A 23719-nucleotide genomic window follows, 5' to 3' on the forward strand; every position below is an offset into this window, starting at 1 on the left:
CCGTCACCAGCTCCAAACGGGCGGCCCGGTAGGCGACGCCGTCGGAGAGCTGACCGTTGAAGATCCGCGCCTAGGGGGTCGCGAACAGCTCCACCGGCCGCACCATCGCCCGAGCGCTGACAGCGAGGCCGACCGGGCGGGGGCGGTGTGGACGCTCCCTATCTCTCAACGGGCCGACCGGGCCCGCCATCCGTGATCACCCGGCCCGCAGGGCTGCCGCGATTCCCGTGACGGCGTCCGGCCCCACCCGGCAGCACCCTCCGATCAGCCGGGCACCCGAGGCGCGCCAGCCGGTGACCTCCTCGGGAGTGAACGTGGCCCGGCCGTCCCAGGCGCGCTTGCCGGCGTCCCAGGTCTCGCCGCTGTTCGGGTAGACCACCACCGGCTTGCCGGTGACCCGCGCGGCCGTCCCGACGGCGCGGTCCACGTCCGCAGGGGCGCAGCAGTTCACGCCCACCGCGACGATCTCGTCGGCGTCGGCCGCGAGCGCGAAGGCCTCCTCAAGGGGCTGCCCGGCGCGGGTGCGGTCACCGTCCACGGAGTACGACAGCCAGGCCGGTACGCCGAGGCCGCGGACCGCCCGCAGCAGGGCCGCCGCCTCGTCGGTGTCCGGCACGGTCTCCAGGGCCAGCACGTCGGGAGCGGCGGCGGCCAGCACCTCGAGGCGCGGGCGGTGGAAGCGCTCCAGCTCGCCCACGCTCAGGCCGTAGCGGCCCCGGTACTCGGAGCCGTCCGCCAGCATCGCCCCGTACGGGCCGGCCGACGCGGCCACCCACAGCGGCCGGCCGATCCCGCCGGCCTGTGCCAGCCGGGCCGCCTCACGCGCCGACTCGACGCTGGAGCGCAGGAGTTCGGCGGCGCGTGCGGGGCCGACCCCGCGCTTGGCGAAGCCCTCGAAGGTGGCCTGGTAGCTGGCGGTGATCGCCACGTCGGCGCCCGCCTCGAAATAGGCCAGGTGCGCCTCGACGAGCGCCTCGGGCCGGTCGGCGAGCAGCCGCGCCGACCACAGCTCGTCGCTCAGGTCGTGGCCGGCCGACGCGAGCTGGTTGGAGAGCCCGCCGTCCAGGACGACCGTGCCGGTGGCGAGTGCGTCGGTGAGGGTGCGGGAGGTGTCGCTGGTCATGCCCCGACGCTAGCCGATGCGCGGGGCGGCGCCCCGGGGTGTCCACGGTCCGCCGCTCGGCGACGAGCGCGAACTGCTCGCCTCCCTTGACGGACGGGTGCCGGACGATGCCGTGGTGCCGGGGTGGCTCCGTCACGGGTTTCCCTGCCTGCTGCGGGCGTTGACCTCGGCCACCAGAGCGCTCAGCAGCTCGGCCTGGCTCAGTGCTCGGACGTGGCGCGGGTCCGCGTCCCATTCGAGGCCACCGCCGAGCGGGCGGATCTGGAGGCAGGGGCCCTCGTGCCCCATGACCCGCCCGACCCGGTCACGCACGGTGTCGCGGACGGCCTCCCCGACACCAGGGACGTCGCCCCCGCCCCCGGTCACCTGCCGATTCCCTTCGAGATCACGTCCGCGAGCACGAGGGCCACCGGCGCGGAGCACACCCCGAGGTGGACGAGCGCGTACCGGATCTCGCCCTCGCGGTCGTCCGCCCAGGGGGTACGGACGTCCAGCGCGGGGAGCTGGATGCCGGCCTGGCTGAGGGCGTGAGCGAGGGTGTCGCGGGCGGCGAGGGCCTCCTGGGCCCTGGGCGCGGGGGGCGTCGAGGTGGGCACGTCGGTGGGGTGGCCGGGTGCGGCTGTGGCCGTCGGCGATGCCGTGGCCCCGGTGGCGCTCGTGCTCGTCGTGCTGTGCGGGCGGTGCGATGCGGCGGTCATACGAGTCCTCGTCGGTGAGTACGGCGGATTCCATGACCCGGCTGCGCTGGGTGAATTACGCTGCGTAGTCCGGGCGTTACGAGAATGCGCCCGGATCTGGGCGGCCGCGCCGTGGACGGGTTCGTGCTTCCCCGTGCCCCGAGGGCCGTTCCACACCTTCCACACCGTCCACGCGAGCCTCTCGGAGGGGAGTCAGCCGTATGCCGCAGCGTCGCGTCATCACCGGCCGCAGTCAGGAGCCACGTCAGCGGTTCGCCGAGGAGCTGCGGATCCTGCGGGCGGGCAGCGGGACGAGCCTGCGGCAGCTCGGTGAGCGGCTGGGCTGGGACTGGTCCCTGTTCGGCAAGATGGAGAAGGGCGAGACGCTGGGCAGTCCGGAGGTCGTCCAGGCCCTCGACACGCACTACGGAACGCCCGGACTGCTGCTCGCGCTCTGGGAGTTGGCCGCGGGGGACCATACGCAGTTCCGTGAGCGGTACCGGCGGTACATGGCGCTGGAGGCCCAGGCGGTGAGCCTGTGGCACTTCGCGGTGAGCGTCCTGCCGGGGCTGTTGCAGACGCCGGGGTACGCGCGGGAGGTGCTGGCGGCCGGTGGACTGAAGGGGAAGGAACTGGAGCAGCAGGTCGAGGCGCGGATGGGCCGGCGGGAGTTGCTGGAGGGGGAGGATGCGCCTCCGTTCCGGACGATCCTGTCGGAGGTGGTGCTGCGGACGCCGCTGCGGGACGCGGGGGAGTGGCGGGGCCAGTTGGAGCATGTGGTGGAGCTGGCGGACAGGCCGAATGTGACGATGCAGGTGCTTCCCCTCAGCGCCGGCATGCATGGCCTGGGCAGCACCGCACTGATGTTCCTGCGGCTGACCGGCGGAGTTACCGTGGCCTATACGGAGAACGCACACCGTGGCGAACTAATCGAGGAACACACGCCAGTTGAGCGACTGCAGCGTGCGTACGATGCGATGCGCGACATGGCGCTGTCCCCGGCCGAGTCGCGGAAGTTCGTCCTGGCCATCTTGGAGGAAGTACCGTGCGAGGCATCGACCTGAGTGCCGCTGGTTGGCGCAAGAGTTCCTACAGCAACTCGGACGGTGGCGAGTGCATCGAGGTCTCTGACGACTTCGCCGCTGTCGTGCCGGTGCGAGACAGCAAAGATCCGCACGGGCCGGTGCTCGTGTTCCCGGCGGCCGGCTGGTCCTCCTTCGTGGCAGCCGTGAAGAGCAGTCGTCTGAGCGACTGACGCTGAACGTCGAAGGGCCCTCGCGAGGATCGGTACCGCGAGGGCCGCCTTCATGTCCGGTTCGGGCAACCCGGCCGGAAGGCCGGGCCATCTTCGTCCCGTCGGACCCGTTGACCTCCTCGTGACACGCCTTTACCTTTTCGGCGTTCGTGATGACAGATGCCGTTCGGAATACCGAACGGCATGGTCCGAGCGACCCCCTGTGTCCCCCACCACGGAGAGGCGGTCCGCATGAGCCGCGCCGACGACCTGCCCCACATCCCGAGCCGCAGACTGGTGTTGAAGGGCGCCCTGGCCGCGGGCGCCCTCACCGCCACGCCCGGTGTCGCCGCGGCGGCCGCACCGACCGCCGCCCCGGCAGCCGTGACGGCGGCCGCCCCGTACGTCAATCCGCTCGTCCGCAACCGCGCCGATCCCCACATCCACCGGCACACCGACGGCCGTTACTACTTCACGGCCACCGCCCCCGAGTACGACCGGATCATCCTGCGCCGCTCGCGCACCCTGAACGGACTCGCCACGGCCGACGAGTCGGTGATCTGGCGCAAACACGCGAGCGGCGACATGGGCGCGCACATCTGGGCCCCGGAGATCCACCACATCGACGGCAAGTGGTACATCTACTTCGCCGCGGCTCCCGCGAACGACGTGTGGGCGATCCGCATCTGGGTGCTGGAGAACGCCAACTCCGATCCCTTCAAGGGAACCTGGACGGAAAAGGGCCAACTCAGGACGGCGTGGGAGACCTTCTCGCTCGACGCCACCACGTTCACCCACCAGGGCACCCGCTACCTCGCCTGGGCGCAGCACGAGCCCGGCATGGACAACAACACGGGCGTCTTCCTCTCCGCGATGGCCAACCCCTGGACGCTCAAGGGGCCCCAAGTCCGCCTCACCACACCGGAGTACGACTGGGAGACCGTCGGCTACAAGGTGAACGAGGGCCCCTCGGTCATCCAGCGCAACGGACGCGCCTTCCTGTCGTACTCGGCCAGCGCGACCGACCACCACTACTGCCTCGGCCTGCTCACCGCCGACGCCGGCAGCGACCTCCTGGACGCCCGCTCCTGGTCCAAGTCGCCCGCCCCGGTCTTCACCAGCAACGACACCACCCGGCAGTACGGGCCGGGCCACAACTGCTTCACCGTCGCCGAGGACGGCCGCACCGACGTCCTCGTGTACCACGCCCGCCCGTACAAGGAGATCACCGGCGACCCGCTGAACGACCCCAACCGGCACACCCGGATCCAGCAGCTCCGCTGGCACGCGGACGGCACCCCGGACTTCGGCGTGCCCGTCGCCGACACCCCCGTCCCGGCCGTCCGGGCCGCGACCCGCTACACAATGACCGCCTTCACCAACAGCAGCGAGTCGAACCTGTACATCTACGACTCCGCGGACGCCCTGTCGTACCGGCTGCTGAAGGGCCCGGCCTACACTCCGCCCACCGGACTGATCCGCGACCCGTCGGTCATCAAGCACTCCGACGGCTACTACTGGATCGCCTACACCACCAACTGGACCGGCAACACCATCGGGTTCGCCCGCAGCAAGGACCGCACGAGCTGGCAGTTCGTCGCCGACCACACCCTGCCCACCGCCGGCCTTGCCCGCACCTGGGCGCCCGAGTGGTTCGTCGACCCCGCGAACGGCAGCGTCAACATCGTCGTCGCGCTCGACACCACCAACACGTCCGTGTTCCGCCCGCATCTGCTCACCGCGTCCGACACGTCCCTGCGCAACTGGTCCGTGCCCAGGCCGCTGTCGGGGCTGGACACCGCCAACTACATCGACACGTTCATCGTGCGCTACGCCGGCAAGTACCACGCCATCACCAAGCAGGAGACCACCAAGTACCTGGAGCACGCGGTCGCCGACCGGCTCGCCGGCCCCTACACCTTCGTCGGCAGGGGCGACTGGGCAGGCTGGGGCAGCTGGCGCGAGGGCCCGGCCCTGGTGCACCTGGACAACGGCGCCTGGCGGATCTACTTCGACGGCTACGCGGAGCAGAAGTACTACTACAGCGACAGCCTCGACGGCCTGCGCACCTGGACCCCGATCCGCACCCTGCCCGGACTCTCGGGCTTCGCCCGGCACTTCACGGTGCTGAAGGAGAGTGTGTGATGACCGGAACGACCAGCACGCCGAGCGTCACCCGCCGCGCGTACGCCGTCGTCGTCGCCCTGTGCCTCGCGCTCGCCGCGGCACTCACGAACGCGGGACCTGCCGCGGCGGCACCGCAGACCGTCGTCAACGGCACGCAGTTCACCGACACCTCGGGCAACGCCGTCCACGCGCACGGCGGCGGCGTCATCAAGGTCGGCGCCTACTACTACTGGTTCGGCGAGCACCGCAACGCCGACAACACCTTCCAGTACGTGGACGCCTACCGCTCCACCGACCTCAAGAACTGGGAGTTCCGCAACCACGTCCTGACCCGGTCCAGCGCGGGCGAGCTGGCGAACGCCAACATCGAGCGGCCGAAGGTGATGTACAACGCGGCCACCGGCACGTTCGTGATGTGGATGCACAAGGAGAACGGCACCGACTACAGCGAGGCGCGGGCGGCCGTCGCCGTCTCCGGCACCGTCGACGGCGACTACACCTATCGCGGCAGCTTCCGGCCCCTCGGCCAGCACATGTCCCGTGACCTCACGGTCTTCGTCGACACGGACGGTACGGGCTACCTGGTCTCGGCCGCTCGCGAGAACTACGACCTGCACCTGTACCGGCTCACCGCCGACTACACGGGCATCGCCGCGCTGACCGCCAACCCGTGGCCCGGCGGCCACCGCGAGGCCCCCGCCCTCTTCAAGCGGGGCGGTGTCTACTTCATGCTGACCTCGGGCGCCACGGGCTGGAACCCCAACCAGCAGCAGTACGCGACGGCGACCTCCCTCACGGGTCCCTGGAGCGCGATGACGAACGTCGGCGACTCCACCGCGTACGGCTCGCAGACCGCGTACGTCCTCCCCGTGCAGGGCACTTCGGGCACCTCCTACCTCTATCTGGGGGACCGCTGGGGCAACGCGTTCGGCGGGACGGTCAACGACTCGCGGTACGTGTGGCTGCCGCTCTCCTTCCCGACGTCGACGAGCCTGAGCATGAGCTGGTACCCCGAGATCACCGTCGACACGGCCACGGGGACGGCCGGCGGCACGAGCGCCACCTACGAGACGCTCACCGCCCGGCACAGCGGCAAGTGCGCCGACCTGCCGAGCCGGTCGCTCCTCGAAGGTGTCGCGTTCACGCAGTACGCGTGCAACGGCGGCACCAACCAGAGGTTCTGGTTCAGGAGTTCCGGCGGTGGTCACTACACGCTGATGACCCGGCACAGCTCCCTGTGCCTGACCGAGGGCGCCACGAACGTCACCCAGGAGGACTGCACCGGCGCGACGGCGCAGCAGTGGTCGGTGACCGCCTCCGGCGGCTACGTCCTGCTCAAGTCGCGGGCGAGCGGGGAGTGCCTCGACGTGTCCGGCGCGTCCACTTCCGACGGGGCCGCCCTCATCACGTACACCTGCACCGGCGGGACCAACCAGCAGTGGACCCGCGGGACATGAGATCCGGCGTTCCCCTGGCGGGGCGTCGCCACCGCCAGGGGAAGCGTTTTCACGTCGATGAAGTAGCAGTTCGAGCAATTCCTGCGGGGCACCCTAGAAAGCGCTTGCTGAGAACGGTACCGTCCAGCCGCCGGGTGAGTCGTCCTGCCGGAGGAGCCGCAATGAGACGTGTCAAGACCGCTGTGCTCGGGGCGCTCGTCGCCGCCACCGCCCTCTCGGTCACCCCCGCGCAGGCGGGGACCGGCCGGGGGAGTGCCGCCCTCGGCCGGGAGAACTGCACGGCGACCACCTGCCACTTCGACGTGGCGCCGGGCACGTACGAGGTGAAGGTACGGCTCGGCGGCGACGCCCCCGCGAGCACGAGCGTCCGCGGCGAGACCCGGCGCTCGCTCCTTCCCGAGACGGCCACCGCGGCCGGTGAGCGAGTGGCCCGCAGCTTCACCGTGAACGTCCGCACCCCCGAGGGCGAGCCGACCGGTCCCGAGGGCAGCGCGGGCCTGGACCTCGCGCTCGGCGGGTCGGCCCCCGCGCTGGCGGACATCCGGGTGACCCCGGCCCGGCACGTCCGCCAGATCTTTTTGGTCGGCGACTCCACGGTCTGCGACCAGCCGGGGGACCCGTACTCGGGCTGGGGACAGCAGCTGCCCCAGTACCTGCGCAAGGGGCTCTCCGTCGCCAACTACGCCGACTCCGGCGAGAGTACGGTCACCTACCTCGAGAATCCGGCGCTCTTCGCGACCGTCCGGCCGCTGGTCCGCAAGGGCGACCTGGTCCTCGTCCAGCTCGCGCACAACGACAAGACGACCGACGAGGCGACCTACCGGGCGAATCTGGAAACCCTCGTGGCGGGCGTCCGCGCCCGCGGCGGCAGGCCCGTCCTGGTGACACCCGTCGTCCGCCGCTGGTTCAACGCGGACGGCACGCTGAACAACAACACCGCCCTCCTCGTGAACGGCCTGGGCGTCGACCACCCGGCCGTCGTCCGCTCGGTCGCGGCCGCCGAGGGCGTGCCGCTGATCGACCTGACGGCCAGGACGAAGTCCGTCGTCGAGTCACTGGGCGTCGAGGGCTCCAAGGCGCTCTACCTCTACAACGAGAAGCGCGACAACACGCACACCTCCGTCCACGGTGCCACGGTGTACGCGGGCCTGGTCCGCGACGAACTGGTGGCGCAGCGGCTGGTCCCGAGCGGGCTGGTGAGGTGAGGTGACTCCCGGGGCGTCCCGACCGGAACCGGGACGTCCCGGGAGCCGGCGGGGGGACCGGCACGGTTCGGCCGGCGCCGAAGCCTCGGGGCTCTAGCGTTCCCCCATGAACGAGCAGCCGCAGGACACTTCGCTGGACGCGGGCCGGTGGGCGCGGCCCTGGGACGTGAGCGCGCGGACGGCTCCGGCCGTGGACGCGGTCGTCATGGTCGACCACGTCCTCGCGCTCGCCGCGACCCGGACCGCCCGGGGGCGGGAGCCCGGCCACGCCGACAGCCGCGTCCACACCCCGCACACGGGTGAGGGCCGGTCCCTCCGCGAACGGGCCGCGCACCTGACGAAACCCGCTTACCACGCCGACGCCCACGGACGGCTCGCATGACCGCCCTCTCCGACTTTTCCGCCTTCTTTGGCCTTCACCACGGCGATGCGCCCCTGCTGCTGCCCAACGCCTGGGACCACGCCTCCGCCGTGGCGCTCGCCGCCCAGGGGTTCCCCGCGATCGGGACCACGAGCCTCGGGGTCGCCGCGGCCGCCGGGCTGCCGGACGGTACGGCGGCCGCCCGGGAGCCGACGGTGCGGCTCGCCCGGCAACTCGGCACGGGCTCCTTCCTGCTCTCGGTCGACGCCGAGGACGGCTTCGGCCGTAGCCCCGACGACGTCGCCGAGGTGGCCCGCCGGCTGGCCGACGCCGGTGCCGTCGGCATCAACCTGGAGGACGGCCTCGCCCCCGCACGGCTGCACGCCGCGAAGATCGCCGCGGTCAAGGCCGCGGTGCCCGACCTGTTCGTGAACGCCCGCACCGACACGTACTGGCTCGGGGACGGCGGCCACGCCGAGACGTGCCGCCGCCTCGACGCCTATCGAGAGGCGGGCGCGGACGGGGTGTTCGTGCCGGGACTGACCCACCCGGCCCGCATCACCGAGCTGGTGCGCGCCCTCGACGTGCCGCTCAACATCCTCTACTCACCGCTCGGCCCCACCGTCGCCCAGCTCGGGGACCTCGGCGTCCGCAGGATCAGCCTCGGCTCCCTGCTGTACCGGCGGGCACTGGGCGCCGCCCTGGAGGCCGCCGCGGACATCCGGGCGGGACGGCCGCCGCGCGGTGTGGCACCGACGTACGCCGAGGTGCAGGCGCTGAGCACGGAGGGTCCCGGCGGACAGGGCCTGTCAGCAAGGCCCTAGGGGCTAGGTCGTGTCCGCAAAGTCCCGCCTGTTCCGCGACGCCTGGCACGCACTCTCGCCGCACCGGGCGAAGCCCCAAGTACGTCCAGTACGAGGGTCTCCGCCCGGCACGCCGAGAGCACGCACCAGACGCCGCGGAACCCGCCCTCCGGGCGGACGACGAGACTTTGCGGACATGACCTAGAAGCGTCCGGGTCAGCCGCTCCGCGAACTCCCCGGGGTGTTCGACGGCCCCGAGATGCCCGCCGGGGAACTCGGCGAAGCCGCCGCCGGCCAGCTCGGCCGTCAACGCCGCCGTGCGGTGCAGGAGTTGGCCGCGGGAATCGATACCGGCGCCCAGCACCAGACGGGAGCCGAGCACCCGGAGAGCGGTCAGGTCCGGCTCGTGGGCGGTGAACTGGCGCAGGACGCGGGTGAGGAAGAGAGCCATGGGCGTGACCTGCGCGTCGGCGGACGGGGGCCCGTCGGCCTCCGCGTCCGCGCCGACGGCGGACCGACGTGCCTCCGCGGCGCCACGGGGCGGGCGCGGACCGGGTTCCGTGTCCGGGCCGGACGGGCGCGGGCCGGCCTTCGTGTCGTCACCGTCCGCGCGCGGAGCGGTTGTTGCGCCGCCCTGGCGCGGGCCGGTTATCGTGCCACCGGCACCGCGCGGACCGGGTTCCCCGTCGCGTCCGGCCGGCGGCGGCTCGGGTTCCGTGTGCGGGACGGCTGTCGAGCGATCGGCCGCGTCCGCCGGGGACGGGGGCGCCGGCGCGGCCCCGGCCCGGTCCCGCGGTGTCCGTTCCGCCAGTCCGGCCGCCAGCCGGGCCCCGCGGCCTCCATGCCCGCCGCGCGGTAGGTGGCGTACACCTCGGCGAACATCGCGAGGTGCCGCGCCGCGTCCGGCAGGACGGTCACGCTCGGCGGCTCGTGCGCGACCACGCGCCGCACCCGCGCCGGGTGCCGGGCGAGGAGGTCGAGTGCGGCGACACCGCCGGAGCTGGTGCCGAACACGTACGCGGACTCGCCGTCCGGCAGCACCTCGGCGAGCACCCGGCTCGCACCGTCGCTCCACGCCCGCACCCGCTGGTCCCCGACGGGCGCGCCGAGCCGGCCGTGGGCGAGGCCCAGCGGGTCGTACGTCACCACGGTGAACCGGGCGGCGAGCCGTTCCGTCAGCCCGCCGAGCCCCATGGGGTGTCCGGCCCCGCCCGGGACGACCAGCAGTACCGGTCCGCTGCCGGCCACGTCGTAGTGCGCCGGGACTTCATCCATGGCCGGGCTCCTCCTTGGGCCAGTGCTCCAGCAGGACGTGCAGGGCGTCGACGGCGCGGTCCCAGGACGTCTGCACGTCACGGGGCGCGCCGAAGCCGCCGGCGGCCTCGATGCCGCAGAAGCCGTGGAACGAACTGCGCAGCAGCCGTACGGCGTCGGTCAGGTCCGGCTCGTCGAGTCCGTAGGCGCGGAGCATGCCGTAGGTGATCTCCGCGGTCCGCAGCAGGGCGCGGGAGCCGGCGACGAGATCCTGGTCGATGCGGATCTGGGTGGCCGCGTACCGTCCCGGCCGTCGGAGGGCGAAGTCCCGGTAGGCGCCGGCGAACGCGGCCAGCGCGTCCTTGCCGGCCCGTCCGGCGACGGCGTCGGCGATCTGCTCGATCATCTCCTCGCCGGCCAGCAGGGCGACCCTGGTCCGCAGCTCCTGGAGGCTCTTGACGTGCGAGTACAGGCTCGCGTCCTTCACGCCGAAGCGGCGTGCCAGGGCGGAGACGGTGACACGGTCGAAGCCGACCTCGTCCGCGAGATCGGCGGCGGCCGTCACGAGCCGGTCGACCGTGAGCCCGGCACGGGCCATCCCCTCACCACCCACTCCTCTGCGCGTTGGAAACCTAGGATCCCTAGGAGACAGCCTAATGTACCGAACGGCTGAGGGTGGCGGGGCGGAGCCGCCTTTCCGGGGCCGTCCGAAGATCACGCCGCGGCCGTTCGGCGTTCATGTGTTCCGACGATTCTCCTTGTCGCGCGGCCGTCCGGCGCCGCCGGACTCAGGAGGCCGACATGGGGCACGGACACGGGCACGGGCATCACCACCACACGCACGACCACGTGGCCCAGCCGCTCCCGGCCGCCTTCGACACCTCGGTGCCGGACGAGGCACTGACCCCCGAGCAGCAGTCGCGCCGCTCGCTGCTGCGGCGCGCCGGTCTGCTGGGCGCCGGGCTGGCGGCGGGCAGTGTCCTCGCCGAGGGGGCGACGGCACCCGCGTACGCCGCCGAAGGCCGTCGCGGAAGGGGCGGCTTCCTCTGGCTCTCCGGCGACCACCACATCCACACCCAGTACAGCAGCGACGGCAAGTACCGCGTCGGCGACCAGGTGCGCCAAGGGGCCCGGCACGGGCTCGACTGGATGGTCATCACCGACCACGGCAGCGAGACGCACGCCAGGATCGGCGTCGAGAAGGTCAACCCGGACATCCGGGAGGCCCGGGCCGCGTACGAGGACACGCTCGTCTTCCAGGGGCTGGAATGGAACATCCCGGCCGCCGAGCACGGCACGGTCTTCGTCCACCCCGGCAGGAACGAGGTCGCCGTCCTCAAGCAGTTCGAGACCTCGTACGACGGCAGCGTGCGGGGGGCCTCCGACTCCACGCCCGCCAACGAGGCGCTGGCCGTCGCGGGCCTCGACTTCCTCGCCGAGCAGGTGCGGCGGCGCAAGGTCAAGGACGCCCTGATGCTCGCCAACCACCCGGCGCGGCGCGGTGTCGACTCCCCGCACGAGATCCGCGGCTGGCGCGACGCCACCCCCGCGAGCCACCAGATCGCGGTCGGTTTCGAGGGCGCGCCCGGCCACCAGGCCGCCGGCATCGCCGCGCCCACCGGCATGGGCCGCGCGCGCGGCATCTACGACAACAGCCCGAGCGCGAACTCCTTCGCCGGCTACCCGCTGGAGAGCTACCGCACCTGGGGCGGCTTCGACTGGATGACCGCCACCGTCGGCGGCCTCTGGGACAGCCTCCTCGCCGAGGGCAAGCCGTGGTGGATCACCGCCAACTCCGACGCGCACCAGGTGTACACGGACACGGCCGTCCGAGGCGGCCCCGACAGCGACTTCACCGCCAACGGCAGGCACACGGACCCCGTCTACGGCGGCAGGGTCGACCTCACCCAGGGCGACTACTGGCCCGGCCAGTACAGCCGCACCCACGTGGGCGCCGACGGCTTCTCGTACGCCGCCGTCATGGACGGCATCCGTGCCGGCCGGATCTGGGTGGACCACGGCCAGTTGGTCAGCGGTCTCGACGTCAGGGCGGCGGGCGGCGGCCGTTGGGCCACGCTCGGCGGGGCGCTGCACGTCAAGAAGGGCACGAAGGTGACCCTGACGGCCGACGTCGCCCTGGCCGGCGGCCCGAACTGGGCGGGATTCGTCCCGCGGCTGGCCCGGGTGGACGTCATCCGGGGAGACGTCACGGGCGCCGTGCGGGACAAGGACACGTTCACCGCGCCGACGGCCGAGGTCGTCCGCTCGTACGAGGTCGGGAAGTCCACCGGCACGGTCCGGCTGACGTACTCCCTGGGCGAGGTAGACCGTCCGCTCTACGTCCGCCTCCGCGGCACGGACGGCAACCGCTCGGCGACCGGCCTGATGGGTGCCGCGGTCGACCCCGCGGGCCCGGCCGTGGACGTCGTCGGCGACGCCGACCCGTGGCGCGACCTGTGGTTCTACTCCAACCCCGTGTGGATCCTGCCGTCGTGAGCGCACCCCACACCCTCACGGTGGACGCGGGAAGCAGCGACCTGCGTGCGGCGGACCACCTGCTGCGCGCCCTCGCCGCCGAACTGGCGCTCACCGAGGACTGGTTCGGCTGCACCCATCTGGTGCGCGGCGAGCGCCCGCGGGTCGCCCTCTCCCTCGCCGCCCCTTCACGGGCGCTGCTGAGCACCGTCCGGCAGCGTCTCACCGCCCAGGGGTACGAGGTGTCCCCGGGAGCACCCGACGCGGTGGGCCGCGCGGTGCTGTACCCGGGCGTCACGCGCCTCACGGGCACCGTGACGGTCGCGGAGGCCCTGTCGGCCTCCGCGATCGCCCGCGTCGCCGTCCTGGGCGCGTCCGGCCGGCCCCCGCCCGAGCAGCGGCTGGTGACGCGGGACCATGTACGCCCCGAGTGGCGGGACGGCGTGCTCGTCCTGACCGCGATGCCCGCCGCCGGCGGCACCCTCGTCCCCTTCGAGGTCCCGGAACCGACGCCGTGCTGCGCGGACCACTGACGGAGGCGGGAGAAGGCCGGACGCCGTCCCGGTGACCGTGTCAGCCGTCGAGTTCCGCGAAGACGAACGAGAACTCGGCTGGTTCGGGCCGCAGTTGGTACTGCGGGAGTGCGCCTGGGCCGCACGACTGGGAGCCGATGCCCTGCTGGCCGTGGTCCAGGTTCACCCAGACCGTGTCGCCGGGCTCCAGGTCCGTGAGGTGGTCCGCCGCGTCGAGCTGCTCGGTCGTCCAGCGCCGCGCCGTGAACCAGAACTCCGGGTCGCCCTCGACGCGCAGCCCGCCGAGCCGGGCCCAGCGCACGTCGGCCCGCGCGCCGTTCTCCTGCGGACGGACGTACGGCGTCTGGAGCGCGTCGACCGACGCCTCCCAACGGCCGAGCCGCGAGGCGGACCCGGTGTCCGGATAGGCCTCGCCGGGACCGCCGCCGAACCACGTCACCCGGTCCGCGGAGGACGCCAGCCCGAACCGTATCCCGAGCCGCGGCAGCGGCACCGTCCACGCACCCTCGGGCGCCACGGACACCGTCAGCCGCAGCCGCGTCCCGTCGGAGGTCCACCGGTACACCGTGCGCAGGCCGATGTCCCGTCCCGCGGGCGCCACCCGGGTCCGGACGGTCAGCGCGTCGCCTGACACCTCCACCCCGTCCGTGCGGTGCCGCATCCGGTGCAGGCCGAGCCTGCGCCACAGCGGGCCGTGGCGCGGGTCGGACTGCCAGGACGCGCCGTCGTCGTTGTCGGTCGGCGCGCGCCACACGTCCAGGCGCAGTCCGGTCACCGCCGTCCCGCCGATCGCACGCAGCGCACCGGTGCGGGCGTCCAGGACGGCGGGCCCCAGCGTGATCGTGCGCTCGCCCGGCACGGGCCCCGCCGAAGGCACCACGCGCGGCGCGCGCCGGCCGGCGGCCGGGATCTGGGCCCAGGCGACCTCGTGGCCCCGCGGCGCCCACGCGGTCTCCCCGGCCAGCACCGCGCGGACCGTCCACCCGGTCTCGGCCCCGCGTCCGTCGGGCGGCGGCGGCAGCTTCACCTCGGCGCTCTCGCCGGGAGCGAGCGCGGGCACCGACAGCGTGCCCGCCGCGACGGTCTCGCCGTCCACCTCGTGCGACCACGTGAAGGCCAGCGCGGAGAGGTCGGCGAAGTCGTACCGGTTGGTGATGCGGAGCGTTCCGCGCCGCCCGTCGCCGGTCAGGCGGACCGGCTCGATCACCTTCTTGTACTCGACCAGTCCGGGCGAGGGCGTCCGGTCGGGGAAGAGCAGCCCGTCGCAGACGAAGTTCCCGTCGTGCAGCTCCTCCCCGAAGTCGCCGCCGTACGCGAACCCGTACCGCCCGTCCTTGATGCCGTGGTCGATCCACTCCCAGACGAAACCTCCCTGCAGGCGGTCGTGGGACTCGAACAGCCGCTGGTAGTCGGCGAGTCCGCCGGGGCCGTTGCCCATGGCGTGCGCGTACTCGCACAGGACGAAGGGCAGGGTCCGCCGCCGGTGGCCGCCGCCGTCCAGACCCCGGCCGATCCGCTCGACCTCGGCATGGGAGGCGTACATCCGCGCGTACACGTCCGTGTCGCGGCAGTCGGGGTCGCCCTCGTAGTGCAGGAGCCGTGAGCCGTCCCGGCCGCGGATCCACTCGGCCATGGCGGTGAGGCCGCGTCCGGTGCCCGCCTCGTTGCCGAGCGACCAGACGACCACCGACGGGTGGTTCTTGTCGCGCTCGACCATCCGGGCCGCGCGGTCGAGCAGGGCCGGGGTCCAGCGGTCGTCGTCCACCGGGTTGTCCCGCCAGTCCTGCTCGGTGAAGCCGTGGGTCTCCAGGTCGCACTCGTCGATCACCCACAGGCCGTACTCGTCGCACAGATCGAGGAAGGCGGGGTGCGGCGGGTAGTGCGAGGTGCGGACGGCGTTGACGTTGTGCCGTTTCATGAGCAGCACGTCCTCGCGCATGGTCGCCACGTCCAGGGCGCGGCCCCGCTCCGGGTGCCACTCGTGCCGGTTGACGCCCCGGAAGAGGACCGCACGGCCGTTGACCTTGATCAGTCCGTCCTCGAGAGCGACCGTCCGGAAGCCGACCCGCAGGGGCACGCGCTCACCCTCCGTCGCCAGTACGCCGTCGTACAGGCGGGGTGTCTCGGCGGTCCACGCCGCGACCGGCAGCGTCACGGACTCACCGGTGGCGATGTCGACGCCCAGCTCGGGCACGGTGACCCGGCCGTCGACGTCGGAGTCCACCCGCAGGGTGCCCTCGCCGGTGACGTGGTCGTACGAGGCGTGCACGAAGAAGTCCCGTACGCCGCCCGCCGGGCGGTGCAGCAGGGTGACGTCCCGGAAGATGCCGGGCAGCCACCACTGGTCCTGGTCCTCCAGGTACGAACCGGCCGACCACTGGTGGACCCGGACCGCGAGCCGGTTGCCGGCCGGCCGGAGCAGTTGCCCCACCTCGAACTCGTGCGGCAGCCGCGAGCCCTTGAACCCGCCCAGCTCCGTACCGTTCAGCCACACCCGGGCACAGGACTCCACCCCGTCGAACCGCAGCACGCTGCCGCCGTCCGCGGGCCACCGCGCGGGCAGGTCGAAGAACCGCAGATGGTCGCCGGTCGGGTTCTCGGCGGGCACCCGCGGCGGGTCGACGGGGAAGGGGTAGAGGTGGTTGGTGTAGATCGGAGCGCCGAAGGCCCCGTCGCCCTGGAGGACCCAGTGGCCGGGGACGGACACCTCCGCCCAGCCCTCGCAGTCGTAGCCCTCCTCGGCGAAGGAGTCGTCCTCGGTGTCGGCGGCCCGGGAGAGACGCAGGCGCCAACTCCCGTTCAGTGAGAGGGAGTCGGCGTCGGAGGACGCGTACCGGGCGCGCGGGGGCAGAACCCCGCTGCCGGGGGAGACGTCCTCGACGTAGTCGCTGGCGGACTGGGATGTCCCGAGGGGGGAGGTGCGGAACGACATCGGTCTCCTAGCTGGGCCCGTGATGGGATTCGCTGTGCGGGTGCCGGACGCGTCCGTACGACCGGGACGCCCGTCCGTTCACGCGGATGGTGCGGTACGGCTCCTGGCAGGGGCGGACGCGGTGCCCCGTGGGGCAGGTCCTGCGGCGGACCTGTGGCCCACCGCGGACAGGGCGCCCTCCAGCGCGAAGGTGGCGGCGCCGAGGCACACCGGGTCGGTGGGGATGGGGGACAGGACGATCTCGGTCGCCGCCAGCGGCCGCTTCAGCGCGTGCCGGGCGACGGCCGCGCGCACCTCACGCAGCAGCGGCTCGCCGAGCGCGGCCGCGACCCAGCTGCTCAGCACGACCACCTCCGGATTGAGGAGGTTCACCAGGTCGGAGACCGCGGCGCCCAGATAGCGGGCGGTGTCACCCACCACCTTCAGGGCCACCGGGTCCTGCGCCGCCACGCCGCGGGCCAGCGCGTCGATCGTGGCGGTCTGGTCCCCGGGGTGCAGCAGGGCGCTGCCGGGGCTCAGCTCCCGCAGGTTCAGCATGATGCCGGGCGCCCCGACGTACGTCTCCACGCAGCCCTGGTCGCCGCAGTGACACAGGCGCCCGTCCAGCACCAGCGTCGTATGACCCCACTCGCCCGCGCTGTTGCTGACCCCGCGGTACACCCCTCCGCCCAGCACGAGACCGGCGCCGACACCGGTGCCGAGGTTGACGACCACCGCGTCCCCGCGGCCGCGCGCCGCGCCGAACCAGAGCTCGGCCACCGCGCAGGCGCGCAGCGGGTTGTCCAGGTGCAGCGGGTAGGGGACGTGCTCGGCGAGCAGGTCGAGGAGCGGCACGTCGTGCCAGTCCCAGTTCGCCGCGTACTGGCACACCCCGCGCTCGCGGTCGACCTGCCCGGGGACGCTGACTCCCACCCCCAGCACGCGGGCGTCCGCCACCCCGGCCTGCGCCACCACCGAGGCGACGGCCGCCGCGACCTGCGCGACCACCTGCTCCGGGCGGTTCTCGCCGGGGAGCAGATCCGCCCCGGCACGGGCGAGCACGCCCAGGGAGAGGTCGAACAGCTCGACGCGTACGTAGGTCTCGGCGATGTCGACGCCGATCAGCGCGCCACCCGGGGCGTCCACCGCCACCAGGCCGCGCGGCCTGCCGCCCGCGGAGTCCTCGAAGCCGACCTCGGTCAGCATCCCCAGGTCGAGCAGCTCCCCGACCAGCGTGGCGACCGTGGCCAGGCTCAGCCCGGTCACCGCGGCCAGCTCCTGCCGGGACGTGGGGGAGGCGGCGATGATCTGGCGCAGCACCTCGTAGCGGTTGGCGGTGCGGATGTCGCGGGACGTGCGCTTCACCGGACTGGCCCCCTCGACCCGTGCGATCCATGCCGGGGCACTCGGCCCACACGCAAGGCTAGGACCCGCGGGGCGTTTCGACAAGGGGTTAGGAAAGGGGCTGTAGGAAGGGGAGGCGGGGCGGCCCGGCCGGGAGGCCGTGGAGTCGCCGGCGAGAAGGGGCGCCCGGTGCCACGGGGGCACCGGGCGCCCTTCTCCCGGGTCAGACGCCGAGGGCCTCCCGGACGAACGCGTTGCGGAACTTGCCCGCCGGGTCCAGCGCGGCGGCGAGCGACGCGAAGTCGGCGAGCCGCGGATAACGCCCCCGCACCACCGAGGACGGCATCGTGTACACCTTGCCCCAGTGCGGCCGTGGACCGAACGCGTCGAGCGCCTCCTCCACCCGCCGCACCACGGGCAGGACGGCCGCCGTGTCCGCGACCCAGGTGAAGTGCAGCGCCACGGTGTCCCGCCCGTACGCGGGGCTCAGCCACTGCCGGTCCGCGGCGACGGTCCGCACCTCGCAGACCTGGAGCACCGGCGAGACCGTGTCCCGGACCGTGTCGAGGGCGTGCAGCGCCTCCAGCGCGCGGGCGCGCGGCAGCAGGTACTCGGACTGCAGCTCCGCCCCGCTGCTCGGGGTGAACTCGGCGCGGAAGTGGGGCAGCCGCTCGTGCCAGGGCCCGGGTACGCCGAACTGCTCCGTGCAGTTCACCGCGGGCATGCCCGGCACCGGATGCATCGCCGCGGTGGCGGGCACGGCCCACGGGAAGTCGGCCGGCGGCTGGTCGGTGCGCCGCTTGAGCCACACCTGCCGGAAGCCCGGGCGCACCCAGTCGGTGAAGAGGCTGACGCTGTACGCCGCCGCCGCGACCGTCTCGAAGTCGAGCCCCGCCAGCGGGAGTTCCGTAAAGACGTGCTGGCTCACCTCGAAGGCCGGCTCCAGGTCGAGCGTGAGGGCGGTGACCACACCGAGGGCGCCCAGGGAGGTCACCGCTCCGTCGAAGCGCTCCTCGCCCCGCCCGACCGTCACGGTGGAGCCGTCGGCCGTGACCAGCTCGACCTCGCGTACGACCGAGGCGAGGGAACCGTTCGTGACCCCCGAGCCGTGGGTACCGGTCGCCACCGAGCCCGCCACCGAGATGTGCGGGAGGGACGCCATGTTCGGCAGCGCGAAACCCGCCCGGTGCACCCGGCGCGCGAGCTCGGCGTACCGGACACCGCCCGCGACCCGGACCGTACGGGCACCCGAGTCGACGTCCACCGCCGGCGGCAGCGCGGTCAGCGACAGGAGCACGCCGTCGTCACCCGGCTCGGCGATCGTGTTGAACGAGTGCCCGCTGCCCAGCACCCGCACCCTCGTGCCGGCGGCGACCAGCGCCGCGAGCGCGTCGAGCGACTGCGGACGGTGCAGCTCCCCGGCGGAGTACGTGATGTTGCCCGCCCAGTTGGTCAGCGTCCCGGTCATGCGTGCGTCCCTCCCCTGGAAGTCCCGGCCGGCCGTGCACCGGCTGTGACGTCGTGGTGCGTACGAGGCATCCCAGCCGAAGGACGCCTCGCGATCAAGACCGTACGCGCCGGTGCGCCGGGGCGGGACGCCCAGGCCCGCGGCGCTTGCGGGGCGCGGGCGGACCCCTCCCGGGGGACCCGGCACCGCCGTGCCGCAGGCAGGGGCATACCGTGAGGAGTCGAGCACGAACGCCGGGAGCGAGGAGAACGGGATGGGCAGCCGCACCGCGCTGGTCGAAGATCTGATGGAACGGTTCCCGCACGTGCCGCGGGAAGCCGTCTTCAAGGAGGACCTGCTCCGCGGGGGCGTCGCCTTCGACGACTCGGCCCTCTCGGACAACGAGGACGGGGACGTCAAGCCGAAGTCGTACTTCATCTTCTCCTTCGACCACGGCACCCTGCCCGAGCTGGGCGAGGCCGCGCTGCGCCGCCCGCCCGAGGAGATCATCCTCACCGGCGGGCCCTACGACCTGCGGCGCACGGTCGTGTCCGTCCGCGTGAACCCTGCGTCCCCCTACCGCGTCGCCGCCGGGGACGAGGGCGTGCTCGGCCTCTACCTGGACGGGAAGCGGATCTCCGACGTCGGCGTCCCGCCCATGCCGGACTACTACCGGCACAAGCTCTCCAGCGGGAAGTCCGTGATGGAGGTGGCGCCCACCATCCAGTGGGGCTACCTGATCTACCTCACCGTCTTCCGGGTCTGCCAGTACTTCGGCGCCAAGGAGGAGTGCCAGTACTGCGACATCAACCACAACTGGCGCCAGCACAAGGCGGCCGGCCGTCCCTACACCGGTGTGAAGGACGTCGAGGAGGTCCTGGAGGCCCTGGAGATCATCGACAGGTACGACACCGCGAAGACCTCCACCGCCTACACCCTCACCGGCGGCGCGATCACCAAGACGGTCGCCGGACGGGACGAGGCCGACTTCTACGGCCACTACGCCAAGGCCATCGAGGAACGCTTCCCGGGCCGCTGGATCGGCAAGGTCGTCGCCCAGGCCCTCCCGCGCGACGACGTGCAGCGCTTCAAGGACCACGGCGTGCAGATCTACCACCCCAACTACGAGGTGTGGGACCGCCGCCTGTTCGAGCTGTACTGCCCCGGCAAGGAGCGCTACGTAGGCCGCGACGAGTGGCACCGGCGGATCCTGGACTCGGCGGAGATCTTCGGCGCGCGCAACGTGATCCCCAACTTCGTGGCGGGCGTCGAGATGGCCGAGCCCTTCGGCTTCACCACGGTCGACGAGGCCATCGCCTCCACCACGGAGGGGCTGCGCTTCTTCATGTCGCACGGCATCACGCCCCGCTTCACCACCTGGTGCCCGGAGCCGACCACCCCGCTCGGCAAGGCCAACCCGCAGGGCGCCCCGCTGGAGTACCACATTCGCCTGCTCGAGGCCTACCGCTCCACGATGGAGGACTTCGGCCTCTCCTCACCCCCCGGCTACGGCCCGCCCGGCCCGGGCCAGGCGGTCTTCTCGGTGAGTTCGTTCATGGACAGCCTGCCGGCGCACGAGCCGGTGGCCGGGCCCGCCGGAGGGTAGTCCGGCGCCCCTCGGGGCCGCGCCTGCGCGAAAAAATCCCATGGAACATCGAGCCGTCCCGGGCGTTCTTCCGTACAACACCCCGGGACGGCTGCCGCCGTCCGCGCGGCGGCCGTTCCGCCCCGGCCGCCGCGCTCCCGCGCGCAATTGAATATGCTGCTTGTCAGTTGTGCGGGAACCGTGAAAAGGTCGGGGCCTGTCGCGAGCCGATCGCCAACTCCCTTGTAGCGGCAGCGAGTTGACGTATCTTGAGGATGCACTTGACGCGGGAGCTCCCCATGCCCGACCTGCCGACCCCCCAGGACACCACCGAGGCCGCGTGGTTCTCGGAGTGCTGGGACGCGGTCCTGTCGTACGCCGACCTGTGCACCTCCGGCTCCGCCGCGGCCACGCGGCTGGCCACCGAGGCGTTCACGCACGGCATACGCGAGGCGCGGGACGAGGACGCCGGGGCCAGGGGCGCCGGACGCCGGACACTGCGGCTGCCCCGGATCCCCTTACTGCTGACCTCCGTCCGGACCACCGCCGCCGCCTGGGAGGCACAGGGGCGCGGACACCGCCTCGATCCCGACCTGCGGCTGTGGCTCAACTCCGAGAAGGCGGCCCGCTACACCGGACCGCCGCTGCACCGCCCGCTCGCGCTGCGCGGCCTCAAAGACCTCCAGGAACCGGACGCCGCGCTGCTGTGGCTGGCCGAGGTCGAGGCACTGCCGCTGTCCGCGGTGGCCCGCCGGCTGGGTCTCGACCCGGCGACCGCGGCCACCGAACTCGCCCAGGTACGGGCGCTGTTCCGGGACCGGTGCCACCGCAACCACCTCGACACGCCCATGGACGCGCGCTGCCGCAGCTTCGCACGGCTCCTCGACGCGGTCACCCGTTCGCCCGGGACAGAGACACCCGAAGATCTCTCGCGCCACCTCGCGCGGTGCGTGGCGTGCGCCGAAGCCGCCGCCTGTCTGCGCCTGCACGGCGGCGGACTGCCGGGCGCGCTGGCCGGCGGGGTCGTCGGCTGGGGCGGCCTCGCCTATCTGGAGCGCCGCCGCCGGGCGGCGGAGGCGGGTCTGGTCGGCCGGCGCGCGGACCCCACCACGGACACCGGTATCGCCATGGGCGAGCTGCCCGCGCCGAGGATCGGCCGCACCGGCACGCTGGTCACCGCCGTCCTCGTCTCCGCGCTGGCGCTCGCGGTCTCGCTGATGCCCTTCGACGGCTCCGAGGGCAGCACCTCCGCGCGCGACGCCGGGGACCGGCAGCCGGTGGCGGACCCCGGCCCGTCCTTCCCCTCCCTCGGCACCGGCACCGGCACCGGCACCGGCACGGCGAACTCGACGGCGTCGCCCCGGCCGTCGGGCTCCAGGACCCGTTCCGAGACGAAAACCGGCCCGAACATCCAGGGCGGGTCCTCCTCGCCCGCCCCCACCTCGCACCGGCCCGCCGAACCCACGAAGCGGGCGTCCGCGACCTGCCGCGTGGAGTACGAGATCGTCGGCGAGTGGCCCGACGGTTTCCAGGCCGCCGTCACCCTCACCTCCACCAGAGCCCTCGACACCTGGCGCGTCGGCTGGACCTTCCGCGACGGTCAGCGGGTCAGCCAGATGTGGGACGGCGACTACACCCAGAACGGCTCCCGGGTCACCGCCACCGCCGCCGACTACAACAAGTCCGTTCCCGCGGGCGGCACCTTCGGCGTCGGCTTCATCGCCTCCTGGCAGGACGCCAACGCGCCCGCGCACGACTTCACCCTCAACGGACGCCCCTGCACGACCCGTTCGTGAGCCCGCCGCCACGCGCGGGCGCACAGCCGTGAATATTCGGTGGCGTCCGCCCGCGGGGTGCGCCTAGGGTGTACCTCGTACCCCTGCGGCGTGAGTCGCGGGGCCCGACCGAGCGGAAACCAGGAGGTGTTGACCGATGACTGTCACTGCGATGGGCGCTGCCCGCATCCAGACGTTCATCAAGTCCACCTCCGTGGCCGCCGGCTGACCTTCTCCTTCATCTTCCGCGCCTGAGCGCGCGTGCCGGGGCCGCCCTTGTGAAGGGTCTCCCTTGTCCTCCTCCGCTTTCGCTTCTCCTCTCGCACACCCTCTCGCTCCCTACGGCTGGGACGAGGCATGGGCGGACGCGTTCGCCCCGTACGCCGCCGAGGGGCTGCTCGCCGGGCGCGTGATCCGGGTCGACCGCGGCCAGTGCGACGTGGTCACCGCCGACGGGGTCCTGCGCGCGGACACCGCGTTCGTGACGCCGCACGACCCGCTGCGGGTGGTGTGCACCGGCGACTGGGTCGCCGTCGAACCCTCCGGCAACCCGCGCTACGTACGCGCGTATCTGCCGCGCCGTACCGCCTTCGTGCGCTCCACCTCCTCCAAGCGTTCCGAGGGGCAGATCCTCGCCGCCAACGTCGACCACGCGGTCGTGGCCGTGTCGCTCGCCCTGGAACTCGACCTCGGCCGCGTCGAACGCTTCCTCGCGCTCGCCTGGGAATCGGGGGCCCAGCCCGTGGTCGTCCTGACCAAGGCCGACCTGGTGCCCGACCCGGCGACGCTCGCGCACCTCGTGCAGGACGTGGAGACGGCGGCCCCCGGAGTGCCGGTGCTGCCCGTCAGCTCCAGCGCCGGGCACGGCCTGGACGTCCTCGCGGCCGTCCTGTCGGGCGGTACGTCGGTCCTGCTCGGGCAGTCCGGCGCGGGCAAGTCCACCCTCGCCAACGCGCTGACCGGCGAGGACGTGATGGACGTGCGGGCCACGCGTGACGTGGACGGCAAGGGCCGCCACACCACGACGACCCGCAACCTCCTCGCCCTGCCCGGCGGGGGCGTCCTCATCGACACCCCCGGTCTGCGGGGTGTCGGCCTGTGGGACGCCGGGACCGGGGTCGGCCAGGTCTTCGCCGAGATCGAGGCACTCGGCCGTGACTGCCGCTTCCACGACTGCGCGCACGTCGGGGAGCCCGGCTGCGCGGTCCTCGCCGCCGTCGAGTCCGGCACCCTGCCCGAACGCCGCCTCGACAGCTACCGCAAGCTCCTGCGGGAGAACCAGCGCATCGTCGCCAAGACGGACGCCCGGGTGCGCGCGGAGATCCGCCGCGACTGGAAGCGGAAGGGGGCGGAGGGGCGCGCGGCGATGCGCGCCAAACGGGGCCCCTGGTCGTAGACGTCCGTCGTG

Annotated in this window: 20 protein-coding genes; 12 read left to right on the plus strand and 8 right to left on the minus strand. The window is 72.9% G+C overall.

Annotated elements, in window-relative coordinates:
* Positions 1-196 precede the first annotated feature (196 nt).
* The 3 genes from mmuM to AC069T_RS25790 form a co-directional block, all read right to left on the minus strand.
* Entirely contained in the window at positions 197-1123 is a 927-nt protein-coding gene (gene mmuM, locus AC069T_RS25780; protein ID WP_478784981.1) for a homocysteine S-methyltransferase, read from the minus strand.
* A gap of 132 nt (positions 1124-1255) precedes the next feature.
* Complete coding sequence (locus tag AC069T_RS25785; protein WP_478784982.1) at positions 1256-1489, minus strand: hypothetical protein; 234 nt, start codon at positions 1487-1489, stop codon at positions 1256-1258.
* Positions 1486-1821, minus strand: a complete 336-nt coding sequence (locus AC069T_RS25790) for a hypothetical protein (protein WP_478784983.1) — start codon at positions 1819-1821, stop codon at positions 1486-1488. The genes AC069T_RS25785 and AC069T_RS25790 overlap by 4 nt, the downstream gene beginning before the upstream one ends.
* A 200-nt stretch (positions 1822-2021) precedes the next feature.
* Between AC069T_RS25790 and AC069T_RS25795 the strand changes: the two genes are divergently transcribed.
* The 7 genes from AC069T_RS25795 to AC069T_RS25825 all read left to right on the plus strand — a co-directional run bounded on the left by AC069T_RS25795 (position 2022) and on the right by AC069T_RS25825 (position 9008).
* On the plus strand, positions 2022-2864 hold the full coding sequence (locus AC069T_RS25795; RefSeq protein ID WP_358854086.1) for a helix-turn-helix domain-containing protein: 843 nt from the start codon (positions 2022-2024) through the stop codon (positions 2862-2864).
* Entirely contained in the window at positions 2846-3055 is a 210-nt protein-coding gene (locus AC069T_RS25800; protein ID WP_478784984.1) for a DUF397 domain-containing protein, read from the plus strand. Before AC069T_RS25795 ends, AC069T_RS25800 begins: the two co-directional genes overlap by 19 nt.
* A gap of 231 nt (positions 3056-3286) precedes the next feature.
* Positions 3287-5179 carry a family 43 glycosylhydrolase gene (locus tag AC069T_RS25805; RefSeq protein ID WP_478784985.1) on the plus strand — a complete coding sequence of 631 codons (1893 nt, stop codon included), beginning with the start codon at positions 3287-3289 and terminating at the stop codon, positions 5177-5179.
* Positions 5179-6618, plus strand: a complete 1440-nt coding sequence (locus AC069T_RS25810) for an RICIN domain-containing protein (protein ID WP_478784986.1) — start codon at positions 5179-5181, stop codon at positions 6616-6618. The genes AC069T_RS25805 and AC069T_RS25810 overlap by 1 nt, the downstream gene beginning before the upstream one ends.
* A 161-nt stretch (positions 6619-6779) precedes the next feature.
* Positions 6780-7823 carry a rhamnogalacturonan acetylesterase gene (locus AC069T_RS25815; RefSeq protein ID WP_478784987.1) on the plus strand — a complete coding sequence of 348 codons (1044 nt, stop codon included), beginning with the start codon at positions 6780-6782 and terminating at the stop codon, positions 7821-7823.
* A gap of 106 nt (positions 7824-7929) precedes the next feature.
* Positions 7930-8205, plus strand: coding sequence for a hypothetical protein (locus AC069T_RS25820; RefSeq protein WP_478784988.1), 276 nt, complete (start codon positions 7930-7932; stop codon positions 8203-8205).
* Positions 8202-9008 carry an isocitrate lyase/PEP mutase family protein gene (locus AC069T_RS25825; RefSeq protein WP_478784989.1) on the plus strand — a complete coding sequence of 269 codons (807 nt, stop codon included), beginning with the start codon at positions 8202-8204 and terminating at the stop codon, positions 9006-9008. Before AC069T_RS25820 ends, AC069T_RS25825 begins: the two co-directional genes overlap by 4 nt.
* Positions 9009-9635: 627 nt before the next feature.
* Here the strand turns inward: AC069T_RS25825 and AC069T_RS25830 are convergent.
* Positions 9636-10262: an alpha/beta fold hydrolase gene (locus AC069T_RS25830; RefSeq protein WP_478784990.1), complete on the minus strand. Its 627-nt coding sequence runs from the start codon at positions 10260-10262 to the stop codon at positions 9636-9638.
* Positions 10255-10839 (minus strand): TetR/AcrR family transcriptional regulator, encoded by a 585-nt coding sequence (locus AC069T_RS25835; protein ID WP_478784991.1) that lies wholly within the window; start codon positions 10837-10839, stop codon positions 10255-10257. The genes AC069T_RS25830 and AC069T_RS25835 overlap by 8 nt, the downstream gene beginning before the upstream one ends.
* Before the next feature lie 203 nt (positions 10840-11042).
* Here AC069T_RS25835 and AC069T_RS25840 point away from each other — a divergent pair, with 203 nt between their 5' ends.
* Positions 11043-12737 carry a PHP domain-containing protein gene (locus tag AC069T_RS25840; protein ID WP_478784992.1) on the plus strand — a complete coding sequence of 565 codons (1695 nt, stop codon included), beginning with the start codon at positions 11043-11045 and terminating at the stop codon, positions 12735-12737.
* Entirely contained in the window at positions 12734-13249 is a 516-nt protein-coding gene (locus tag AC069T_RS25845; RefSeq protein WP_478784993.1) for a hypothetical protein, read from the plus strand. Before AC069T_RS25840 ends, AC069T_RS25845 begins: the two co-directional genes overlap by 4 nt.
* Positions 13250-13289: 40 nt before the next feature.
* On the opposite strand, the gene AC069T_RS25850 is transcribed toward AC069T_RS25845, so the two are convergent.
* The 3 genes from AC069T_RS25850 to AC069T_RS25860 all read right to left on the minus strand — a co-directional run bounded on the left by AC069T_RS25850 (position 13290) and on the right by AC069T_RS25860 (position 18972).
* Positions 13290-16181: a glycoside hydrolase family 2 TIM barrel-domain containing protein gene (locus AC069T_RS25850; protein ID WP_478784994.1), complete on the minus strand. Its 2892-nt coding sequence runs from the start codon at positions 16179-16181 to the stop codon at positions 13290-13292.
* Between the two features lie 78 nt (positions 16182-16259).
* Positions 16260-17525: an ROK family transcriptional regulator gene (locus AC069T_RS25855; RefSeq protein WP_478784995.1), complete on the minus strand. Its 1266-nt coding sequence runs from the start codon at positions 17523-17525 to the stop codon at positions 16260-16262.
* Between the two features lie 202 nt (positions 17526-17727).
* Positions 17728-18972 carry an FAD-binding protein gene (locus tag AC069T_RS25860; protein ID WP_478784996.1) on the minus strand — a complete coding sequence of 415 codons (1245 nt, stop codon included), beginning with the start codon at positions 18970-18972 and terminating at the stop codon, positions 17728-17730.
* 253 nt (positions 18973-19225) lie between these two features.
* Here AC069T_RS25860 and AC069T_RS25865 point away from each other — a divergent pair, with 253 nt between their 5' ends.
* From AC069T_RS25865 to rsgA, 3 genes are all read left to right on the plus strand, one after another.
* Positions 19226-20557 carry a radical SAM protein gene (locus AC069T_RS25865; protein WP_478784997.1) on the plus strand — a complete coding sequence of 444 codons (1332 nt, stop codon included), beginning with the start codon at positions 19226-19228 and terminating at the stop codon, positions 20555-20557.
* A gap of 278 nt (positions 20558-20835) precedes the next feature.
* Positions 20836-22332 (plus strand): cellulose binding domain-containing protein, encoded by a 1497-nt coding sequence (locus AC069T_RS25870; protein ID WP_478784998.1) that lies wholly within the window; start codon positions 20836-20838, stop codon positions 22330-22332.
* Between the two features lie 271 nt (positions 22333-22603).
* A complete protein-coding gene (gene rsgA / locus AC069T_RS25875) occupies positions 22604-23707 on the plus strand; it encodes a ribosome small subunit-dependent GTPase A (protein ID WP_478784999.1) in 1104 nt (367 codons plus the stop codon).
* Positions 23708-23719 lie beyond the last annotated feature (12 nt).

Source organism: Streptomyces sp. NPDC043867 (assembly GCF_056435845.1).